This window comes from Dokdonia sp. R78006 (genome assembly GCF_042466145.1).
GTDB lineage: Bacteria > Bacteroidota > Bacteroidia > Flavobacteriales > Flavobacteriaceae > Dokdonia.
Genome location: NZ_JAXHBU010000001.1, coordinates 357,162 through 375,198, shown reverse-complemented (window position 1 = coordinate 375,198; position 18,037 = coordinate 357,162). Strand labels below are relative to the sequence as shown.

Below are 18,037 nucleotides of genomic sequence, written 5' to 3'. Positions count from 1 at the left end.
ATGGGTGTTACAAAGATAGTATTAAAACAGATGAGCATTGTTACTTCTTGATAGAAGTGGTTTGCTTATCAGGTTTTGCATAAGAAAATCTGTCTATAAGTTTTGGAGAAGCATAACCATCAAGTCCGTTTATGGTTACTCCCATAGATGCTTCTAGATCAATCCATCCATCTTCATCTAGGCAGTTATCTGGTATAAAGATTTCCTTAATAGCTCCTATCATTAAAATAGTGCCATTTTCCTCAATTTTGTATTCATTTACGTATTCGCAGGCAATTTTAATATGTGCCTGTTTTACAAATGGTGCTTTCGAGTTATGTAAATATTCAGTTTGTAATCCGGTAGCGTTAAACTCTGAAACATTCTCCTCGTAAGCTGCAGCTGTTTGGTGTGATTGTGAGATGATTTTAGTATTAATGTGGTTCACTGTAAAAACTCCCGTCTCTTTGATGTTTTTATATGTATGTCTAGGGACCGTAGTAGGTCTCATGATAAAGCTTAACAGAGCAGGGCTACTTCCTATGTGTGTGACAGAACTAAAAACAGCTAGATTTTCATGGTTATCCTTAGATGTAGTACCTATCAGGTTGGCGCTTTTATATCCCGTAACACTATTAATAAAGTTCGCACGGTAACGCTTATCCATTGCGCTAATTGCATCGTCGTCAAAATGTAGTATCTTTTTCATTATTTCCAAAAATACGGATTATGAAAGAGCAGTTTCAGGATTACTTTGGCACAAACAAGAAAACTTGGGAAAAGAAAGTGCCTATACATGCAGAGAGTAGCTTCTATGATGTGCCATCATTTTTAAATGGTAAAAGCTCTCTTAACAGCTATGAGTTGGATGCCTTGGGAGATGTAAATGGTAAAAGTTTACTCCATCTTCAATGTCATTTTGGACAAGATACGTTGAGTTGGGCAAGGATGGGTGCTTTGGCAACAGGAGTAGATATTAGTGAGGAGGCAATTACGCTTTCGCGAAAGCTAAACAAACAACTAGGGTTGTCTGCCGAATTTGTGTGCTGTAATGTTCTTGATACTTCAATGCATATCCAAGAGCAATTTGATATTGTTTTTACGAGTTATGGTGTGATAGGGTGGTTGCCAGATTTAAAACCTTGGGCGCTTATGATTGCACAGCGATTAAAGAGTGGAGGGACTTTTTATATGGTAGAGTTTCATCCCATCGTCTGGATGTTTGATTATACAGGAGATAAGCCGGTAATGAAATATGGTTACCATCAAGATGAAGCGGTTTATGAAGAATATGAAGGGACTTATGCTCAGACTGATGCTGCAATAATTAGTAAAGAGTACGGGTGGAATCACGGTTTAGGTGAAGTGGTTTCTGCTCTAATAGATGCCGGTCTTAAAATAGAAATTTTAAGAGAACACGATGCTTCTCCTTATGATGTTCTTTCGGATTTGGTCAAAAATGAAAATGGTCTTTACGAAAGTAAAGACCATTTATATCCATTAATTTTTGAGATAAAAGCTACTAAAATTTAGTGTGCATCCTCTTTTAATAATTCTGGAAACTTCTGTGCAAAACGTCTATATCTTGGGATAGAAACGTTTTGAATATATGGGTTGCTTGGATTGTTTTTCTCGTAATCTTGGTGGTAGTCTTCGGCAATCCAAAATTTCTGAAACGGTAGTACTTGGGTGCTTATGCGACCATTGTAAGTAGACTCATTTAAAGCAGCAATAGTTTCATCTATTATTTTTTTCTCACTGTCGTTTTGATAGAAAGCGATAGAACGATATTGTGGACCTGCATCTGGGCCTTGACGATTTTTTGTGGTTGGGTCTTGTGATCCAAAAAACACATCTACCAGTTGTTGAAAAGAAATCACCTTTGGGTCATAAATTACTTCTACGGCTTCAGCGTGAGTCGTATTTCCGTAGCTCACTTGTTTGTAGGTTGGATTGTCTTCTTTACCGCCACTATAGCCACTTACGGCCTCATCGACACCTTTCACACTTTCGAAAACTGCCTCTACACACCAGAAACATCCACTAGCAAAATATGCCCTACTCATCCCATCTTGAAACGTCGTTTCTACAGGGTCAAGCATAGCTGTAGGCTCAGTCATAGGCTTAGGATCATGGTTGCAAGCCATAAAAGTAATGAGCGTTGCAAGGGAGGCAAGTAATTTCATAGAGGTTTTTTTAAAGTCTATAAAAGTACATCATAAGGGTTGAGATTATTGTTATCGTTTTGTTAATCAATTATAGTCATTATAAAGTGGAGTATTTAATGAAAATATCTAGATGTCAAATCGAGAAATTGTTATTTATAGATAACTCAATGGTAAAAAAAAAAGCCCTCTATAAATAGAAGGCTTTTTAATGTTGTAAGGAAAAGTGGTTATAGCTTCTTAAAAAGCTTTACCATTTTTTCATGTTGCTCGTTTGCTAGTTCGCTATCTATTAAGATACGACCAGAGTGCTCGTCTGTGATGATTTTCTTACGTCCAGCAATCTCAACCTGTACTTGTGGTGGGATTGTAAAGTAAGATCCTCCAGATGCTCCACGCTCTATAGGTACAATAGCAAGACCATTACGTACACTAGAACGAATTCTCTTGTAAGCTTTTACTAAGCGGTCTTCAATGTTAGTTTCATATTCTGCACTTTTAGCTAGAAGTGCTTGTTCTTCTTTCTCTGTTTCAGAGAGAATAGCATCTAGCTCGTTTTTCTTGTGCTTAAGGTGGTTCTCACGTTCTCCAAGGCGTTGCTTAGTTTGTGTGATAACTTCTCCTTTTTGCTCAATCTGTGCTTTGTACTCACGGATATTTTTCTCTGCAAGTTGAATTTCAAGTTCTTGGAACTCTACTTCTTTACTTAAAGCATTAAACTCACGGTTATTACGTACGTTTTTTTGCTGCTCAGAGTATTTTTTAATAGATGCTTTTGAGTCATCTATCTGGATTTTTTTAGCCTTGATAGAGTCGTCTACCAATTTTAAATCGTTTTCTAACTTCTCGATGCGCTTGTTAAGACCAGCTACTTCATCTTCAAGGTCTTCAACTTCCAGTGGAAGCTCTCCACGTACATTGCGGATCTCGTCCACACGTGAATCTATAAGTTGTAAATCGTAAAGCGAGCGTAGTTTTTCTTCTACTGTTGCTTCTTTCTTCTTTGCCATACGTTAAAAATAGTTGATAGGATTGGTATTTTCCTCAGATAAAATGATTGCAAAAGTACTAATTTTTTCTGTAAGATAATCGCATATTAGGTTTTTCGTATATCGCTCACTTTCATAATGTCCCACATCGCATAAAAGGATGCGGCTTTCGGCTTGATAATAGTCGTGATATTTTAAATCTGAAGTAACGAGTACATCGGCTCCTTGGGCTTTTGCACTTTTAATGGCAAACGTTCCGCTTCCTCCTAGTACGGCTATTTTCTTTATAGGTTTACCTAATAATTGTGAATGACGTATACCACCTGTTTTAAATTGCGCTTTCGCGAAAGCTAAAAATTCCACCTCACTCATTTCTTTATCAAGCTCACCTATCATACCCATACCCACATTTTGTAGCGTATTTTCTAGAGAGGTAATTTCATAAGCAACTTCTTCGTAAGGATGATTTTCAAAAAGTGTTTGTAAAATCTTAGACTTAAGGTGTTTTTCAAACCTAAGATGTACTTGTGTCTCTGGTTCAATATGTTTTGTGCCTCTACTTCCTATGACAGGGTTAGAGTTTTCATTTCCTTTAAAAGAACCTTGACCTTTTACCTCAAAGCTACACTCTTCATAATTACCTATACTTCCAGCTCCAGCTTTAAATAATGAATCAGTGACGCTCTTTACAGAAGCGTGGGGAACGTAAGTGGTGAGTTTGTAAATATGATGCTGTTTAGGGCTTAAAATCTTTGTGTTTGATAGATTGAGAGCCTTGCACATTCCAAAGTTAACACCGTGCTCTACGTTATCTAGCGCAGTGTGAATTGCAAAAATGGCAATATCATTTTTAATAGCCTTTTGAACCACTCTTTGCACATAATTGCTTGCTGTAAGCTTTTTTAAACCTGAAAAAATTATAGGATGAAAACAAACAATAAGGTTGCAATTTTTTGTAATTGCCTCATCAACCACATTTTCTAGTGCATCATGTGATACGAGTATATTACTTACTTCTTGATGAGGGTCACCTACAAGAAGACCAACATTATCAAAATCTTCTGCATAAGCTAGTGGCGCCCATTCATTAATTAAATTACTTACATCTTGTACCTTCATAAGCGTAAAGATAAAAAATGATACCTTCGTTTTATGAGAAAACTACGTCTCTTGTTATTTCCCGTCGCGGGAATTTATTATTTAGTTACGCTTACGCGAAATAAGCTCTACGACACTGGTATATTTAAGTCAAAAAAATATGATGTTCCAGTTATATGTGTGGGTAATTTGAGCGTGGGAGGAACTGGGAAATCCCCAATGACTGAGTTTGTAGTTCGGCTTTTGCATCATGACTATAAAGTAGCCACACTAAGTAGGGGTTATGGCCGAAAAACGAAAGGATACCTAGATGTTCATCCAGAAAATCAGGCAACTATGGTAGGTGATGAGCCATTACAATTTGCTCAGAAATTCAAAAATATCCAAGTTGCAGTTTGCGAGGATCGCCAAACTGGTATTCAAACATTATTGTCAAAAGTCAATGTACCTGAAGTTGTAGTTCTAGATGATGCTTACCAGCATAGAAAGGTAGAAGCTGGGTTTTATATATTATTAACAGCATACAGTGATCTTTATAGTAATGACTTCCTGTTACCAGCTGGAAATTTAAGAGAGCCTAGAGCTGGTGCGAGTAGGGCAGATGTTATAGTTGTAACTAAATGTCCAGAAAATTTAAGTTCACAAGAACAAGGGTCTATTGTTGATTCTTTAAATGTGAATAAAACTCAGCAAGTATATTTTTCAGCTATATCATATGATGAGCAGGTGCATTCTGCAGAGGGAGCTGTGTCACTTAACCGGCTTAAGGTTAAAAATGTTACGCTAGTGACGGGAATTGCAAATCCTAAACCGCTGTCGGCTTATTTAGCTAGTCAAGGGCTATCATTTTCTCATGAGGCGTATGGAGATCATCATAATTTTACAAGCTCTGAGATAGAGATTCTTGATACATTAGATTGTATCCTCACTACAGAAAAGGATTATGTAAGACTTCGCCCTTTACTTAAGATGAGTGATTTGTACTATTTACCTATAAAGGCGCAATTTTTAGATGGTGAAGAGTTGTTGTCTGAGGAGATTAAAAACTTTGTCTCAAGTTTTTAAAAGCAAGTGAATTTCAATAAAGAAGTCTTAGTTGAGAACTTTGCTATTCTTTAAGCCATTGTAGATTTTCTGAAAGAACTCTTCTACCTTATATGGTTTAGGAATGATGTCATTAAATCCAACAGCGTGAAATTCATCAATATTTTCATCTATCGTTACAGCGGTAAGCGCTAGTATAGGAATGTCTTTATCAAACAAACGAATTTGTTCTGTAGCTTCTATACCACTTATTCCAGGCATATGTATGTCCATTAGAATAAGGTCAAATTTTTCTGTGCGTGCCTTCTCGACAGCAATCTCACCGTTATCAGCCGTTTCGCAGGTGATTTTATTTTTTTCAAGAATCTTGCGAGTAATCATTTGGTTAATCTTGTTGTCTTCTACTACAAGTATATGACGATTCTCAAGGGCATTATAATCTATTTCGTACACGATGTCGTTTGCATTTACTTCACCTGGAGCTGTCTGAGTCAGGTTGTAGTTAAGGTCAAATTTAAAGGTAGTTCCTTTGCCTAATGTGCTTTCTAGTATTATCTCACTATTAAGTAAGTCTAAAAGATTCTTAACAATAGATAACCCTAAGCCTGTACCGCCAAATTTTCTATTAATAGCTACAGATCCTTGTGTGAAGTTTTGAAAAATTGTTTTTTGTTTCTTCTTTGAGATTCCTTCACCATTATCTTCTATTTCAAAGTGAAGTTTTATGTCGGACTCACCTTGTTTAATCTTCTGTACACGAACCCAAACGTCACCATCTCGGGTAAATTTAATGGCATTTCCAACTAGGTTGATGAGTACTTGTGAGATCATTAATGGATCTCCCAGAAGTTCTGTAGGGATGTTAGGGTCAAATTCAATATGCAATTTATTTCCTTTATCTCTAGCAGATTTGCCTAAAGCAAATAACACATCTTCAATACGCTTCTTGATATTGAAAGCTGTTTCTTCAACTTCTACCTTGTTTGCCTCTAATTTATTGAGGTCAAGTATGTTGTTTATTAGGGAAAGTAGATACTCTCCAGAAAATTTGAGAGAGTCAAGGTGCTTTTTCTGATCTTCCGTTGGGTTTTCAGATAGGAGTAAGTGTGTTAATCCTGTAACAGCATACATGGGTGTTCGTAGCTCATGTGTTATTGTTGATAAGAACTGAGCTTTAACCATTGATGCTTTTTCTGCATTATCTCTTGCAATTACAAGCTCCACGTTTTTAGCTTGTAAAAGCTCATTTGCTTTTGCTCTTAGGTTGTTGTTCTTGTACAAGGATAGGGTGAGCAGTGCAAGAATAGAGCAGAGGGCGATACTTAGTACGAGAGTGAGCCTCATAGCTCTAGAGTTTCTGTCTTCTTCTATTTCAATGTCTTGTTCTAGTCGTTTTACCATGTCATCAAGTTCTTGACTCTCTGATGTTGGTAGTGGAACACTTGATATTTTACTTAGCGTATTTTGATCTGTTGATTGATAGTACGATGTTAGGTGGTCATTTGCTTCTCTGTAGTTTCCGCGTCCTTGAGCTACTAGGTGCTTAACTTTGAATAAGGTAGTGCTAATACTTGGAAAATTATTTGAGCTTAATAGCGACTCAACTTCCATTAAAGTTTCATCTGTTTCTTCAAGTCTACCTAATTCGGCTAGGCTTAATGCTTTATTGGTAAGCGCTTGAGTTTTTAGGTAGTCGCTCTTTTCATTTTTTGCATATTCAATACTCTTGTTGTAAGATGCAATAGCGTCTAGATGGCTTTCACTATTTCTTAAAATGTCACCTTTTAATGTGTGTAATTGAGCCTTTAAATCGTCTCGAGTACTATTTTCGAGAGTTACAATTCCATTAGAAATATATGTTAGGGCAGTGGTGGTGTCTTTTTTTATAAGAGCTAGTTGAGTAGCGGTAATGTAACTCTGCCCTAAAAGATCGAGACTTTTAGTTTCTTTTTGTAAGGCTATTGCACGCTCGTTTTCAATAAGTGCTTTCTCGTAATCATTAAGTTGAAAATATAGCTTTGCGAGAGTTCCAGATGCAAGACCTACGCGCTTTGTGTGGCCTATGCCTGTTGCTAGGTCTCTAGAATACTTTAGTATATCAATGGCATGGTTATAATTGCGATCAGAAACTGCAATCACAGCTCGCTTGAGAAGCGAGTCTATTTTATCATTGGTAAGCGTTTCCTCTACATTCTCTCTTTCTTGGGCAATACTTATCACAGGATAAGAAAGAAGAAGCGCTAGAAGAAAACGTACTAATAGCAAATTCATAAGAAATTCTGATTATTCAACTGCAATATATATTATTTTGTAGAAATCCGTAGTATTAAGTCAACTATTCTGCTAGAATATCCCATTTCGTTATCATACCAGCCTATAATTTTTACCATCTTACCTATTACAGATGTCATTTGTGAATCAAAAGTGCATGAATAAGGATTTCCTACAATGTCTATAGATACGATAGGGTCTTCCGTATACGATACAATACCTTTAAATCTTCCTAACGATGCTTTGCGCATAGCGTCATTGATTTCGTCAATTGAGGTGTCTCTTTTTACATTAAATGTAATATCCGTGAGAGATCCATTTGGAACGGGTACGCGTATTCCACAACCACCTATTACATCAGAGAGATGAGGGAAAATGCCTGTTAAAGCTTTTGCTGCTCCAGTAGTAGTAGGTACAATACTTTGTCCTGCCGCTCTGGCTCTTCTTAAATCTCGATGCGGTTGGTCATGTAAGCTTTGATCTGTAGTGTAAGAGTGTATTGTAGTTATGTATGCTTGCTCTACACCACACAGTTCGTCTATAATTTGCACCATGGGTGCGGCATTGTTTGTAGTGCACGATGCGTTTGAAATAATAGTATCGCTATCTTTTATTTCATGATCATTTACTCCCATAACAATCATGGGTATATCTTCATCAAGTGGCGGCACACTTAAAATTACTTTAGCTGCGCCGGCACTTATATGTTTTTCAAGATCTTTTCTAGTTTTAAACTTACCTGTACTTTCTATAACAATATCTGGAGATGTAATATTCCAAGGGATATTGCTTATCTCACTTTCATTATATAGCGGGATAGTTTTACCGTCAATAATTATAGTATGCTCACTATGTGACACCTCTTTTTTAAGAACACCTTGAATACTATCGTATTTAAGAAGGTGTGATAAAGTGCGGGCATCTGCTAGATCATTAATTGCGACTACTTCCATTGCTGGATGCTCTTCAATAAGTCTAAACACAGTGCGACCTATGCGGCCAAAACCGTTGATAGCAATCTTAAGTGTAGTCATTTTTTTATGTAAGGTGTTTCTGTGCTTTGTAAGAAGAGCGCACGAGTGCACCACTTTCTACATGACGGAATCCCATTTCTAAACCTATCTTCTCATACTTCTGAAACTGATCTGGAGTGATAAATTGTTTTACAGGAAGATGTTTTTTTGATGGCTGTAAGTACTGACCTATTGTTACGATATCTAGATTTACAGATCGTAAATCTTTTAGTGTCTGGATTACTTCATCTTCAGTTTCACCTAAACCTAGCATGATACCAGACTTTGTACGCTTAATTCCGCTGTCTTTTAAATATTTTAAAATACCAAGACTACGTTCATATTTGGCTTGTATACGTACTTCGCGAGTAAGACGTTTTACAGTTTCCATGTTGTGAGACACCACTTCTGGTGCTACAGCTACAATACGATCCAGTAAATCTTCTCTACCTTGGAAATCAGGAATAAGAGTTTCTAGCGTTGTATTTGGGTTCATGCGGCGTATAGCCTGTACAGTTTCTGCCCAGATTATAGTTCCCATATCCTTAAGGTCATCGCGATCTACAGAAGTAATTACTGCATGTTTGATGTCCATTAATTTAATAGATCGAGCTACTTTTTCTGGTTCTTCCCAGTCTACTTGCTCTGGACGACCTGTTTTTACACCACAAAATCCACAAGAACGTGTACATGTGTTCCCGAGAATCATAAATGTCGCTGTACCTTCACTCCAGCATTCACCCATGTTTGGGCAACTTCCAGAGGTGCATATCGTATTAAGACTGTATTTGTCTACTAGATTACGTAGGTCTTTATATTTCTTACCAGTAGGCAGTTTTACACGAAGCCATTTTGGCTTTGCGACGCGCTCTGGCTTAGTAATAGTGAGTTCTTCTTGCATAGCATTTTTTATAGCGTTACAAAGATACTAAATAATGAATTGTGGGTTGTTACGCTTTCGCGAAAGCGTACTCTTAATATAATAATTGAAGTTCCTTGAGATCGTACTCATTTACAATATCATTTTCTTCTTGAAGAAGTAGTTTTCCAGACTCTGAAACACCTTTTATTATTCCAACAAACTGACGCCCACCTGCCGAAATAAATGTAGCAGGTTTATCTTTTTTAAATAAGTGAGCTTCATAGTCATTTTTGATGGTGTTGAATTCTCCTTTGAGAAGTAGGTCAACATAGTGATGAAATCTCTTGAGTAGAAGCGATAAAATTTCTTCCAACTCAAAGTGAATCCCTGTTCTAGACTTTATTGAAGTAGCGCGAGGTACATTATTCCACTGTGTCTGATTTACATTAAGTCCTACGCCTAAGATCATTGCGTCAAGTTGCCCGCCTTTTATGACACTCTCTATAAGTATGCCGCATATTTTGTCGTTATCTGTCAATATGTCGTTAGGCCATTTAACACGAACATTTTTTATGAGAAGTTTAGATAAAACATCTTTAACGGCGAGAGAAGCTGCCATAAGAGCATAAAATTGCTCGTTGATGGTAATTCGCTTTACTTTTCTAAAAACGCTGAAGGTTAGGTTTTTACCGCTTTCAGTTTGCCACTGAGTACCCATCTGTCCGCGTCCGGCAGTTTGTTCTAGAGCCCAAACTACGATGTCTTCCTCTGCGTTTTCTTCTTTTGAAATACGTTTGAGGTAATCGTTTGTTGAGTCAATGGTATGAAGTTTGTCTATGCGCATATGTAAAACACCCAGTCTAAACTTGTGTTAAGACCGCAGAGTAATGTAAATTTGTAATAACTTTGTGTAAATTAAAGAATTTAATGGTAAATAAGGAAAAGAATACAGATCAATTAATTGCTAAGATTGTCGAGGGAATTGAAGATGTGAAGGGACAGAATATTGATATACTGGATCTTAGAGATATAGAAAATACGGTTTGTGATTATTTTATCATATGTGATGGAACATCAAACACTCAAGTGGGGGCTATCGTAAGTTCTATCCAAAAGACTGCTAGTAAAGCTCTGCAAGAAAAAGCATGGCATATCGAGGGTATGGAAAATCAAGAATGGGTACTTATGGACTACGTAAATGTAGTCGTGCATGTTTTTCAAAAGCACATACGTGAATTCTATGATATAGAAAGTCTTTGGGGTGATGCAAAGATTACTACTATCCCATCAGATTATTAAAAAAAAAAGATTAAATGGCTAAAGAAGAAAAGAATGCAGGCGGTACTCCGCCTAATAAACCTAAGTTTAGTTCTTACTGGATATACGGTTTAATTGTTATAATATTTATTGCAATCAGTATGCTTACTGGTAGTTCTGGGTTAGGTGAAGCACAGAAAACTTCTCTTTACCAATTTGAAGAATACCTAGAAGCTGGTGATGTTGCTCGTGTAGAGATCGTAAATAAAAACTCTGTAAAGGTTTATCTTACTAAAGAAGCCGAAGCAAAGGAAGTCCACAATAAAGGACGAGCTACAGGTTTTTTGAAACCTTCTGCAGGTGCTCCAGATTATCGTTTTGAAATAGGGGATTTACAGAATTTTGAAAATGATATCAACACAACGATTGATGAAAACAACCTAGACACAAGAGTTTCTTATGAGACGGAAGGTGATATGTGGGGGCTTGTTGCTAGTTTTCTTCCTTTCATACTTATCATAGGACTTTGGATTTTTATCATGAGACGTATGTCTTCTGGTGGAGGAGGAGGTCCTGGAGGTCAAATTTTTAACATTGGTAAGTCAAAGGCTAAGTTATTTGACGAGAAAACAGATGTAAAAACTACATTTAAAGACGTAGCGGGACTTGAAGGAGCAAAAGAAGAAATACAAGAGATTGTAGATTTCTTGAAGAATCCAGAGAAGTATACAAGTTTAGGAGGTAAGATTCCTAAAGGAGCGTTACTAGTAGGACAACCAGGTACTGGTAAAACATTACTAGCAAAGGCAGTTGCTGGGGAAGCAAAGGTTCCTTTCTTCTCATTATCAGGATCAGACTTTGTGGAGATGTTTGTAGGTGTGGGTGCTTCACGTGTACGTGATTTGTTCAAACAAGCAAAAGAAAAATCTCCAGCTATAATATTTATAGATGAGATTGATGCAATAGGACGTGCTCGTGGAAAAAATAACTTTTCTGGAGGTAATGATGAGCGTGAGAATACACTTAACCAACTTCTAACAGAGATGGATGGTTTTGGCACTAATACAAACGTAATTGTGCTTGCTGCTACAAACAGAGCAGACGTTCTTGATAAAGCTTTAATGCGTGCTGGTCGTTTTGATCGTCAGATTTATGTGGATCTTCCAGATGTACGTGAGCGTAAAGAGATTTTTGAAGTTCACCTTCGTCCTTTGAAAAAGGTAGATGATGAGCTTGATGTGGATTTCCTTGCAAAGCAAACTCCAGGTTTCTCTGGAGCAGATATTGCAAACATGTGTAACGAAGCTGCACTTATTGCTGCTCGTAAAGGAAGTAAAGCAGTAGGTAAACAAGATTTCTTAGATGCGGTAGATCGTATTGTAGGAGGACTAGAAAAGAAAAATAAAATTATCACACCAGATGAGAAGCGCGCAATTGCTTTTCATGAAGCTGGACACGCTACAGTAAGCTGGATGCTTGAGCATGCTGCGCCACTTGTAAAAGTGACTATTGTTCCTCGTGGGCAATCTTTAGGAGCTGCATGGTATTTACCAGAAGAGAGGCTCATCGTACGTCCGGAACAAATGCTAGACGAAATGTGTGCTGCCTTAGGAGGTAGAGCAGCAGAAAAGGTAATCTTTAACAAGATATCTACTGGAGCTTTAAGTGATCTTGAGAAAGTAACTAAGCAGGCTAGAATGATGGTCACTGTTTATGGATTAAATGATAAAGTAGGTAACCTTACTTATTATGATTCTACAGGTCAGTCAGATAGTAGTTTTACAAAGCCTTATAGTGAGCAGACAGCAGAAATAATTGATAAAGAAATCTCTAATATTATAGAGGGGCAATATCAAAGAGCTATCGATTTACTTACTAAGGAGAAAGAAAAGCTTACCCAACTAGCAGAATATCTTCTTGATAAAGAAGTGATTTTTAAAGATAACCTAGAGGAAATCTTTGGAAAACGTGCTTTTGGAAATGTCGAAATCGAAGAAGCTTCTGAAGATTCTGAAACAAAGCCACTAGTCTAGTTTTAGACTAAGCTATTAAGGGATAGACCCTCAAAAAATCTTGATTGTACCTAAGGTTCAGTCAAGATTTTTTATATTTGAAAAATACACCAAGCGTTGAGCAAATCTATTGATGAGTCTTTTTAGAAAAATCTTTGGAAATACATCTAAGTCAGATAGCCCCCATAGCGATAAAGAAGGTGAAGTGCGCAGTAAATACATGCCGGATATTAATACTCCAGCAGACGAGCGTTTCACAAAAAACTTTATCATAAATGGAGGGCGATTTTTGTATGCTCTTAATCAAGATGAGATTCATGAGAATTTTGATAACATCTTATTAGAAAACGATTGGTACGAAGAGCATGTGTTTTGTACAGATGATAACCTCAAAGAGATCTTTAAAGGTTATAATCTTACATTTGGAACAAATGGAGAAGCTCCTTTCTTTTTGACTACCTGTGAGAGCCTTGTAGCAAATGACGGATCTTTATTAGTGTGTTCTAAGCAACTAAAAGAATTAAAGCTAAACGATTTGCCTGAGAATATTATTGTTTTTGGGACTACAAGTCAAATAGTAAACACAATAGGAGAGGGATTAAGACTCATAAAAAATAGAAATTCTGGAAGTATACCTACTAACATTACTACTATTAAGAATTTTGAGTCAAAAGAAGATGATAAGGATTTTATGACCTATGGAAGTAGTACCAAGAATCTTTACCTGTTATTGCTAGAAGACCTTTAATATGCGTGAAATAATAATTAGAGGGCTGTCTGGATTGCTCTATGTGACCTTGTTGTTGCTTGCTATTTTTTCATTAGAAACTACATATCTAATAGTGTTTCTAGGTCTAGGAGTGGTAGTCTTATATGAGTTTCTTAAACTCATTGAGATAAAATCATTGCTTTCTTATGTTTTACTACTTCTTTGTGTAACCGTTTTATGTTATCTAAAGTTAGATAGAAGTGTTACTCTCATATTTTTAGCACTCACAATTACAGTAAACCTTTTTCTCATTAAAAATCTTATTAGGCCTTCAGAGCGATATATTACAGTTGCTCAAAAGTATGCTTATACCATATTTTATATCATAGGAGGTGTAGTGTTTACTATACTTCTTCCATCATACAAAGGAGAATATACCTCTTTACTTGTAGCAAGCGTATTTGCCCTTATATGGATTAATGATACCTTTGCATTTATAGTAGGTAAAAGTATAGGTAAGCACAAGCTGCTAGAACGTATCTCTCCTAACAAAACTGTCGAAGGTTTTGTGGGTGGATTAGTATTCTGTTGTTTGGCTAGTTTGTTATTTTACATTTTTACAGATCTTCTTAGTCTTCAGCTTTGGTTAACGATAGCGATTGTTACTTCTGTTTTTGGAACTTTGGGAGATCTTATTCAATCACAGCTCAAGCGTCAGGCTGGAGTAAAGGACAGTGGGCGCATCATGCCAGGGCACGGTGGATTATATGATCGACTAGATAGTATCATATTTGCAGCACCATTTTTATACTTATTTTTAATTGTACTTGACTATGTTCCATAAAGAAGGATATAAAATTATAGTAATATCACTCGTTATCTTTACGGGACTAATATTGGTTGCTAATAGATTTTTAGATAAAAACTGGTTGTTTTATCTAGTAGCAGTCATCTTAGGCGTGCTATTGTATCTAGTGCTTCAGTTTTTTAGAAATCCTGAGCGCACTGCTCCTCATGATGCAAATGTACTTACATCACCAGTAGATGGTAAAGTAGTTGTAATTGAAGAGGTGTATGAGGCAGAATACTTTAAAGACAAGCGTCTTCAGGTTTCTGTGTTTATGTCGCCACTTAATGTGCACGTTACACGTTATCCAGGAGGAGGGCGTATTGCTTACAGCAAGTATCATCCAGGTAAATACCTAGTAGCTTGGCATCCGAAATCTAGTACTGAGAATGAGCGTACAACTGTTGTTGTGACTACAGATAAGTTTGGAGATGTATTATACCGTCAGATTGCTGGTGCCCTTGCTAAGCGCATTATCAATTATGCAGAAGAAGGCCAAATGGTTGTACAAGGAGATGACAGTGGTTTTATACGTTTTGGTTCTCGTGTAGATTTATATCTACCTATAGGAACCAAGCTCGATGTAAAGCTTAATGATGTTGTAAAAGGAGCGAAATCGATAATAGCATCAATATAATGGATAAGAAGGTACTTCAAGAAAAATTTGAAGAAGCCCTCCGTAAGGTCAGTAATGCTAAGCAAGAATTTCCACCTGACGTATTGCTGCAGTTTTACGCGCTTTACAAACAGGCTACTCAAAAGAATACATTTAGTCACAACGAAGGTGAGCACGAGCTTGTAAGTGCCTTTAAGATTAATGCATTACTACAAGTTAAGTCAATGACTGCGCGAGAGGCAAAAGAAGCGTATATCGAAGCCGCAGATAAATATTTGTAAAAACAATTGACTAGATTATATAAAATAGCAAAGGCGCAGATATCATCTGCGCCTTTGTTGTTATAATAGGTATTTGAAAGTCTATGTCAAACTAGCAAGACGTTTTTCTAAAGCCTCAATTTTTGCTTCGGCATCTGCCATCTTTTGCTTTTCGATCTCAACCACCTTTTCTGGTGCATTGCTTACAAAGCGTTCGTTTGATAGTTTCTTAGAAACAGATATAAGGAAACCTTTAGTGTATTTGAGTTCTTCCTCAATTTTTGCAACTTCGGCCTCTACATCAATAGCACCTGCAAGTGGTATGAAGTACTCATTAGATTTTACTCTAAAGGATAATGCTCCGTCTAGTGGCGCTTTCGCAAAAGCGATCTCACTCACATTACCTAACTTCGAGATGATGCCATCATAGTTTGATGATGCTTTCTCATTGCTTAAAAGATGTAATTCTATTTGATCTTTAAAAGCTATGTTCTTGCTTTTTCTTATCGTTCTTATTCCTGAAACAACTTGAGTAGCGTAGTCAAAATCTGCAATGATTTCCTCATTTACTTCGCCTCCTTCTGGCCATTTATTAATAATTAGCGCTTCTTGTGGTGTACGTGTAGCGATTGTCTGCCAGATCTCTTCAGATGCAAAAGGAATAAATGGATGAAGGATACGTAGGTTGTTTTCAAATGCTGCAATTACCGCATCATACGTCTTACGATCAATAGGCTGCTGGTATGCTGGCTTTATAATTTCTAGTAACCAACCACAGAAGTCATTCCATACAAGTTTGTAACTAGCCATCAAAGCGTCAGAAATTCTATATTTTGAGAAGTGATCTTCTATCTCAACAAGTGTCTGGTTAAAACGGTTAGTGTACCACTCTAAACCTTGTGCACTGTGTGCAGGTTGTGGTATGGTCTCGTCTATTTCCCAACCTTGTATAAGGCTAAAGGCACTTAAATTTTTCTTGATGAATCCTTTTCCTTGTTTAAGTAGATCTTCATCAAACATAAGGTCGTTACCAGCGGCACTACTCAATAATAGTCCTACACGTACACCATCTGCTCCGTACTCTTTTATGAGCTCTAGCGCATCTGGTGAATTACCTAATGATTTAGACATCTTACGGCGCTGCTTGTCTCTTACAAGTCCTGTGAGGTATACATTTTGGAAAGGTCTTTTATCTGTATACTCATATCCAGCTATGATCATACGCGCTACCCAGAAAAATAAAATATCTGGACCCGTTACAAGATCATTAGTAGGGTAGTAGTAGTTAAACTCTTCATTGTCTGGATTGCGCACTCCGTCAAAAACACTCATAGGCCACAACCAAGAGCTGAACCAAGTGTCCATAGCATCTTCGTCTTGACGTAAATCTGTTGCAGTGAGGGAATCGTTTCCGGTACGCTTTCGCGAAAGCGTAACAGCCTCCTCCATACTTTCTGCTACCACAAAATCCTCTTTGCCATCTCCATAGAAGTAAGCAGGAATTTGCTGTCCCCACCATAATTGGCGAGAGATATTCCAGTCACGTATATTCTCCATCCAGTGACGGTAGGTGTTTTCAAATTTCTTAGGAAATAACTTTACCTCGCCAGTTTCAAGCACAGCTTTTATGGCAGGTTTTACGAGCTCTTCCATTTTAAGGAACCATTGGTCAGATAGTCTAGGCTCAATTACGGCCTTTGTACGCTCAGATGTTCCCACTTTATTAATGTGGTTCTCTGTTTTTACTAGAGCGCCTATTTCTTCAAGTTCTTTTTTGATATTCTTACGACATTCAAAGCGATCTTGACCTTCATAGTGAAGTCCAAAACTATTAAGAGAAGCGTCATCATTAAAGATGTCTATTACTTCAAGCTTATGTTTATCGCCCAGCATTTTGTCATTCTCGTCGTGTGCAGGAGTAACCTTTAGGCATCCTGTTCCAAACTCAAGATCTACATACTCATCTTCTATAATAGGAATCACACGGCCACTTATAGGTACAATCGCTTTCTTTCCTTTAAGATGCGTAAAGCGTTCGTCTGTAGGGTTGATGCATATAGCAGTATCGCCAAAAATAGTTTCTGGACGTGTAGTGGCAATCGTTAACGTTTCGTCAGAGCCTTCTAATTTGTAGTTAAGGTAATATAAAAGTCCTTGACGTTCTTCGTGTATTACTTCCTCGTCAGAAAGTGTAGTTTTTGCTTCTGGATCCCAGTTTACCATGCGGTAACCGCGATATATAAGTCCTTTATTATGTAAGTCTACAAAAGTTTTTATAACAGACTCAGACATTGCTGGATCCATTGTAAATGCGGTGCGTTCCCAGTCACATGAAGCTCCTAGCTTTTTGAGCTGATCGAGGATTACCCCACCATACTCTTCTTTCCACTCCCATGCATGCGCAAGAAACTCCTCACGAGTAAGATCAGATTTTTTTATCCCTTGTTCTTTAAGACGTGCAACTACCTTTGCCTCTGTAGCAATAGAAGCGTGATCTGTTCCAGGTACCCAGCAAGCATTTTTTCCTAACAATCGAGCGCGACGTACTAAAACATCTTGAATCGTATTGTTAAGCATATGTCCCATGTGTAAGACTCCAGTGACGTTAGGAGGCGGTATCACAATGGTATACGGTTCTCTATCGTCTGGTGTAGAATGGAAGTAATTATGTTCCATCCAGTAGCTGTACCACTTGTCTTCTACTTGGGTAGAATCATATTTTGATGCTATACTCATAGTTTGGTCTGATTATTGTCTTAAAGTAAGCAAAAGTAGGGATAACAGTAGGATTATTGTGTAGACAAAGTGCTATTTTTGGCACACATATACAGTAGCGCATCATGTTAATGTTAATATCATTCTTGGCAGGTGTTTAATTTGTAGTTACATTTGGAATCCCTCAAATATTGAAAATT

Annotated in this window: 17 protein-coding genes; 8 read left to right on the top strand and 9 right to left on the bottom strand. The window is 37.3% G+C overall.

What is annotated here, in order from left to right:
- Positions 1–40 precede the first annotated feature (40 nt).
- Positions 41–688 carry a flavin reductase family protein gene (locus tag SJY37_RS01800; protein ID WP_298329063.1) on the bottom strand — a complete coding sequence of 216 codons (648 nt, stop codon included), beginning with the start codon at positions 686–688 and terminating at the stop codon, positions 41–43.
- A gap of 20 nt (positions 689–708) precedes the next feature.
- Here SJY37_RS01800 and SJY37_RS01795 point away from each other — a divergent pair, with 20 nt between their 5' ends.
- A complete protein-coding gene (locus tag SJY37_RS01795) occupies positions 709–1,512 on the top strand; it encodes a bifunctional 2-polyprenyl-6-hydroxyphenol methylase/3-demethylubiquinol 3-O-methyltransferase UbiG (RefSeq protein ID WP_298329060.1) in 804 nt (267 codons plus the stop codon).
- Here the strand turns inward: SJY37_RS01795 and msrA are convergent.
- The 3 genes from msrA to SJY37_RS01780 all read right to left on the bottom strand — a co-directional run bounded on the left by msrA (position 1,509) and on the right by SJY37_RS01780 (position 4,252).
- Positions 1,509–2,165, bottom strand: a complete 657-nt coding sequence (msrA, locus tag SJY37_RS01790; RefSeq protein WP_298329057.1) for a peptide-methionine (S)-S-oxide reductase MsrA — start codon at positions 2,163–2,165, stop codon at positions 1,509–1,511. The two genes, SJY37_RS01795 and msrA, sit on opposite strands and share 4 nt — an antisense overlap.
- Before the next feature lie 209 nt (positions 2,166–2,374).
- Positions 2,375–3,154, bottom strand: coding sequence for a zinc ribbon domain-containing protein (locus tag SJY37_RS01785; RefSeq protein WP_013751262.1), 780 nt, complete (start codon positions 3,152–3,154; stop codon positions 2,375–2,377).
- A gap of 3 nt (positions 3,155–3,157) precedes the next feature.
- Positions 3,158–4,252, bottom strand: a complete 1,095-nt coding sequence (locus tag SJY37_RS01780; RefSeq protein WP_379952731.1) for a Nif3-like dinuclear metal center hexameric protein — start codon at positions 4,250–4,252, stop codon at positions 3,158–3,160.
- 33 nt (positions 4,253–4,285) lie between these two features.
- Here SJY37_RS01780 and lpxK point away from each other — a divergent pair, with 33 nt between their 5' ends.
- Positions 4,286–5,296, top strand: a complete 1,011-nt coding sequence (lpxK, locus tag SJY37_RS01775) for a tetraacyldisaccharide 4'-kinase (protein WP_379952730.1) — start codon at positions 4,286–4,288, stop codon at positions 5,294–5,296.
- 27 nt (positions 5,297–5,323) lie between these two features.
- Here the strand turns inward: lpxK and SJY37_RS01770 are convergent, their stop codons facing one another.
- The 4 genes from SJY37_RS01770 to SJY37_RS01755 form a co-directional block, all read right to left on the bottom strand.
- Positions 5,324–7,546, bottom strand: coding sequence for a response regulator (locus SJY37_RS01770; RefSeq protein WP_379952729.1), 2,223 nt, complete (start codon positions 7,544–7,546; stop codon positions 5,324–5,326).
- A 32-nt stretch (positions 7,547–7,578) separates the two neighbouring features.
- Positions 7,579–8,580, bottom strand: coding sequence for a type I glyceraldehyde-3-phosphate dehydrogenase (gene gap, locus SJY37_RS01765; protein WP_339850030.1), 1,002 nt, complete (start codon positions 8,578–8,580; stop codon positions 7,579–7,581).
- A gap of 4 nt (positions 8,581–8,584) precedes the next feature.
- The gene (gene lipA, locus SJY37_RS01760; RefSeq protein ID WP_379952728.1) at positions 8,585–9,460 is read right to left on the bottom strand and encodes a lipoyl synthase; all 876 of its coding nucleotides are present in this window, start codon (positions 9,458–9,460) and stop codon (positions 8,585–8,587) included.
- A 73-nt stretch (positions 9,461–9,533) separates the two neighbouring features.
- Positions 9,534–10,265 (bottom strand): biotin--[acetyl-CoA-carboxylase] ligase, encoded by a 732-nt coding sequence (locus tag SJY37_RS01755; protein ID WP_379952727.1) that lies wholly within the window; start codon positions 10,263–10,265, stop codon positions 9,534–9,536.
- Positions 10,266–10,348: 83 nt separating this feature from the next.
- Between SJY37_RS01755 and rsfS the strand changes: the two genes are divergently transcribed.
- The 6 genes from rsfS (at position 10,349) to SJY37_RS01725 (ending at position 15,143) form a co-directional block, all read left to right on the top strand.
- Positions 10,349–10,720 (top strand): ribosome silencing factor, encoded by a 372-nt coding sequence (gene rsfS, locus SJY37_RS01750; RefSeq protein ID WP_108876919.1) that lies wholly within the window; start codon positions 10,349–10,351, stop codon positions 10,718–10,720.
- 14 nt (positions 10,721–10,734) lie between these two features.
- Positions 10,735–12,711: an ATP-dependent zinc metalloprotease FtsH gene (ftsH, locus tag SJY37_RS01745; RefSeq protein ID WP_298329034.1), complete on the top strand. Its 1,977-nt coding sequence runs from the start codon at positions 10,735–10,737 to the stop codon at positions 12,709–12,711.
- Between the two features lie 112 nt (positions 12,712–12,823).
- Entirely contained in the window at positions 12,824–13,438 is a 615-nt protein-coding gene (locus SJY37_RS01740) for an LUD domain-containing protein (RefSeq protein ID WP_379952726.1), read from the top strand.
- A gap of 1 nt (position 13,439) precedes the next feature.
- Complete coding sequence (locus tag SJY37_RS01735; RefSeq protein ID WP_379952725.1) at positions 13,440–14,243, top strand: phosphatidate cytidylyltransferase; 804 nt, start codon at positions 13,440–13,442, stop codon at positions 14,241–14,243.
- A complete protein-coding gene (locus SJY37_RS01730; RefSeq protein ID WP_379952724.1) occupies positions 14,233–14,883 on the top strand; it encodes a phosphatidylserine decarboxylase family protein in 651 nt (216 codons plus the stop codon). The genes SJY37_RS01735 and SJY37_RS01730 overlap by 11 nt, the downstream gene beginning before the upstream one ends.
- Positions 14,883–15,143 carry an acyl-CoA-binding protein gene (locus tag SJY37_RS01725; protein ID WP_298329022.1) on the top strand — a complete coding sequence of 87 codons (261 nt, stop codon included), beginning with the start codon at positions 14,883–14,885 and terminating at the stop codon, positions 15,141–15,143. The genes SJY37_RS01730 and SJY37_RS01725 overlap by 1 nt, the downstream gene beginning before the upstream one ends.
- A gap of 81 nt (positions 15,144–15,224) precedes the next feature.
- On the opposite strand, the gene SJY37_RS01720 is transcribed toward SJY37_RS01725, so the two are convergent.
- On the bottom strand, positions 15,225–17,858 hold the full coding sequence (locus SJY37_RS01720; RefSeq protein WP_298329019.1) for a valine--tRNA ligase: 2,634 nt from the start codon (positions 17,856–17,858) through the stop codon (positions 15,225–15,227).
- Positions 17,859–18,037 lie beyond the last annotated feature (179 nt).

What these genes read in the sequence shown, in the direction of transcription:
- SJY37_RS01800 (WP_298329063.1), bottom strand. Translation starts at nt 688, where the DNA reads ATGAAAAAGATACTACATTTTGACGACGATGCAATTAGCGCAATGGAT.
- SJY37_RS01795 (WP_298329060.1), top strand. Translation starts at nt 709, where the DNA reads ATGAAAGAGCAGTTTCAGGATTACTTTGGCACAAACAAGAAAACTTGG.
- msrA (WP_298329057.1), bottom strand. Translation starts at nt 2,165, where the DNA reads ATGAAATTACTTGCCTCCCTTGCAACGCTCATTACTTTTATGGCTTGC.
- SJY37_RS01785 (WP_013751262.1), bottom strand. Translation starts at nt 3,154, where the DNA reads ATGGCAAAGAAGAAAGAAGCAACAGTAGAAGAAAAACTACGCTCGCTT.
- SJY37_RS01780 (WP_379952731.1), bottom strand. Translation starts at nt 4,252, where the DNA reads ATGAAGGTACAAGATGTAAGTAATTTAATTAATGAATGGGCGCCACTA.
- lpxK (WP_379952730.1), top strand. Translation starts at nt 4,286, where the DNA reads ATGAGAAAACTACGTCTCTTGTTATTTCCCGTCGCGGGAATTTATTAT.
- SJY37_RS01770 (WP_379952729.1), bottom strand. Translation starts at nt 7,546, where the DNA reads ATGAATTTGCTATTAGTACGTTTTCTTCTAGCGCTTCTTCTTTCTTAT.
- gap (WP_339850030.1), bottom strand. Translation starts at nt 8,580, where the DNA reads ATGACTACACTTAAGATTGCTATCAACGGTTTTGGCCGCATAGGTCGC.
- lipA (WP_379952728.1), bottom strand. Translation starts at nt 9,460, where the DNA reads ATGCAAGAAGAACTCACTATTACTAAGCCAGAGCGCGTCGCAAAGCCA.
- SJY37_RS01755 (WP_379952727.1), bottom strand. Translation starts at nt 10,265, where the DNA reads ATGCGCATAGACAAACTTCATACCATTGACTCAACAAACGATTACCTC.
- rsfS (WP_108876919.1), top strand. Translation starts at nt 10,349, where the DNA reads ATGGTAAATAAGGAAAAGAATACAGATCAATTAATTGCTAAGATTGTC.
- ftsH (WP_298329034.1), top strand. Translation starts at nt 10,735, where the DNA reads ATGGCTAAAGAAGAAAAGAATGCAGGCGGTACTCCGCCTAATAAACCT.
- SJY37_RS01740 (WP_379952726.1), top strand. Translation starts at nt 12,824, where the DNA reads ATGAGTCTTTTTAGAAAAATCTTTGGAAATACATCTAAGTCAGATAGC.
- SJY37_RS01735 (WP_379952725.1), top strand. Translation starts at nt 13,440, where the DNA reads ATGCGTGAAATAATAATTAGAGGGCTGTCTGGATTGCTCTATGTGACC.
- SJY37_RS01730 (WP_379952724.1), top strand. Translation starts at nt 14,233, where the DNA reads ATGTTCCATAAAGAAGGATATAAAATTATAGTAATATCACTCGTTATC.
- SJY37_RS01725 (WP_298329022.1), top strand. Translation starts at nt 14,883, where the DNA reads ATGGATAAGAAGGTACTTCAAGAAAAATTTGAAGAAGCCCTCCGTAAG.
- SJY37_RS01720 (WP_298329019.1), bottom strand. Translation starts at nt 17,858, where the DNA reads ATGAGTATAGCATCAAAATATGATTCTACCCAAGTAGAAGACAAGTGG.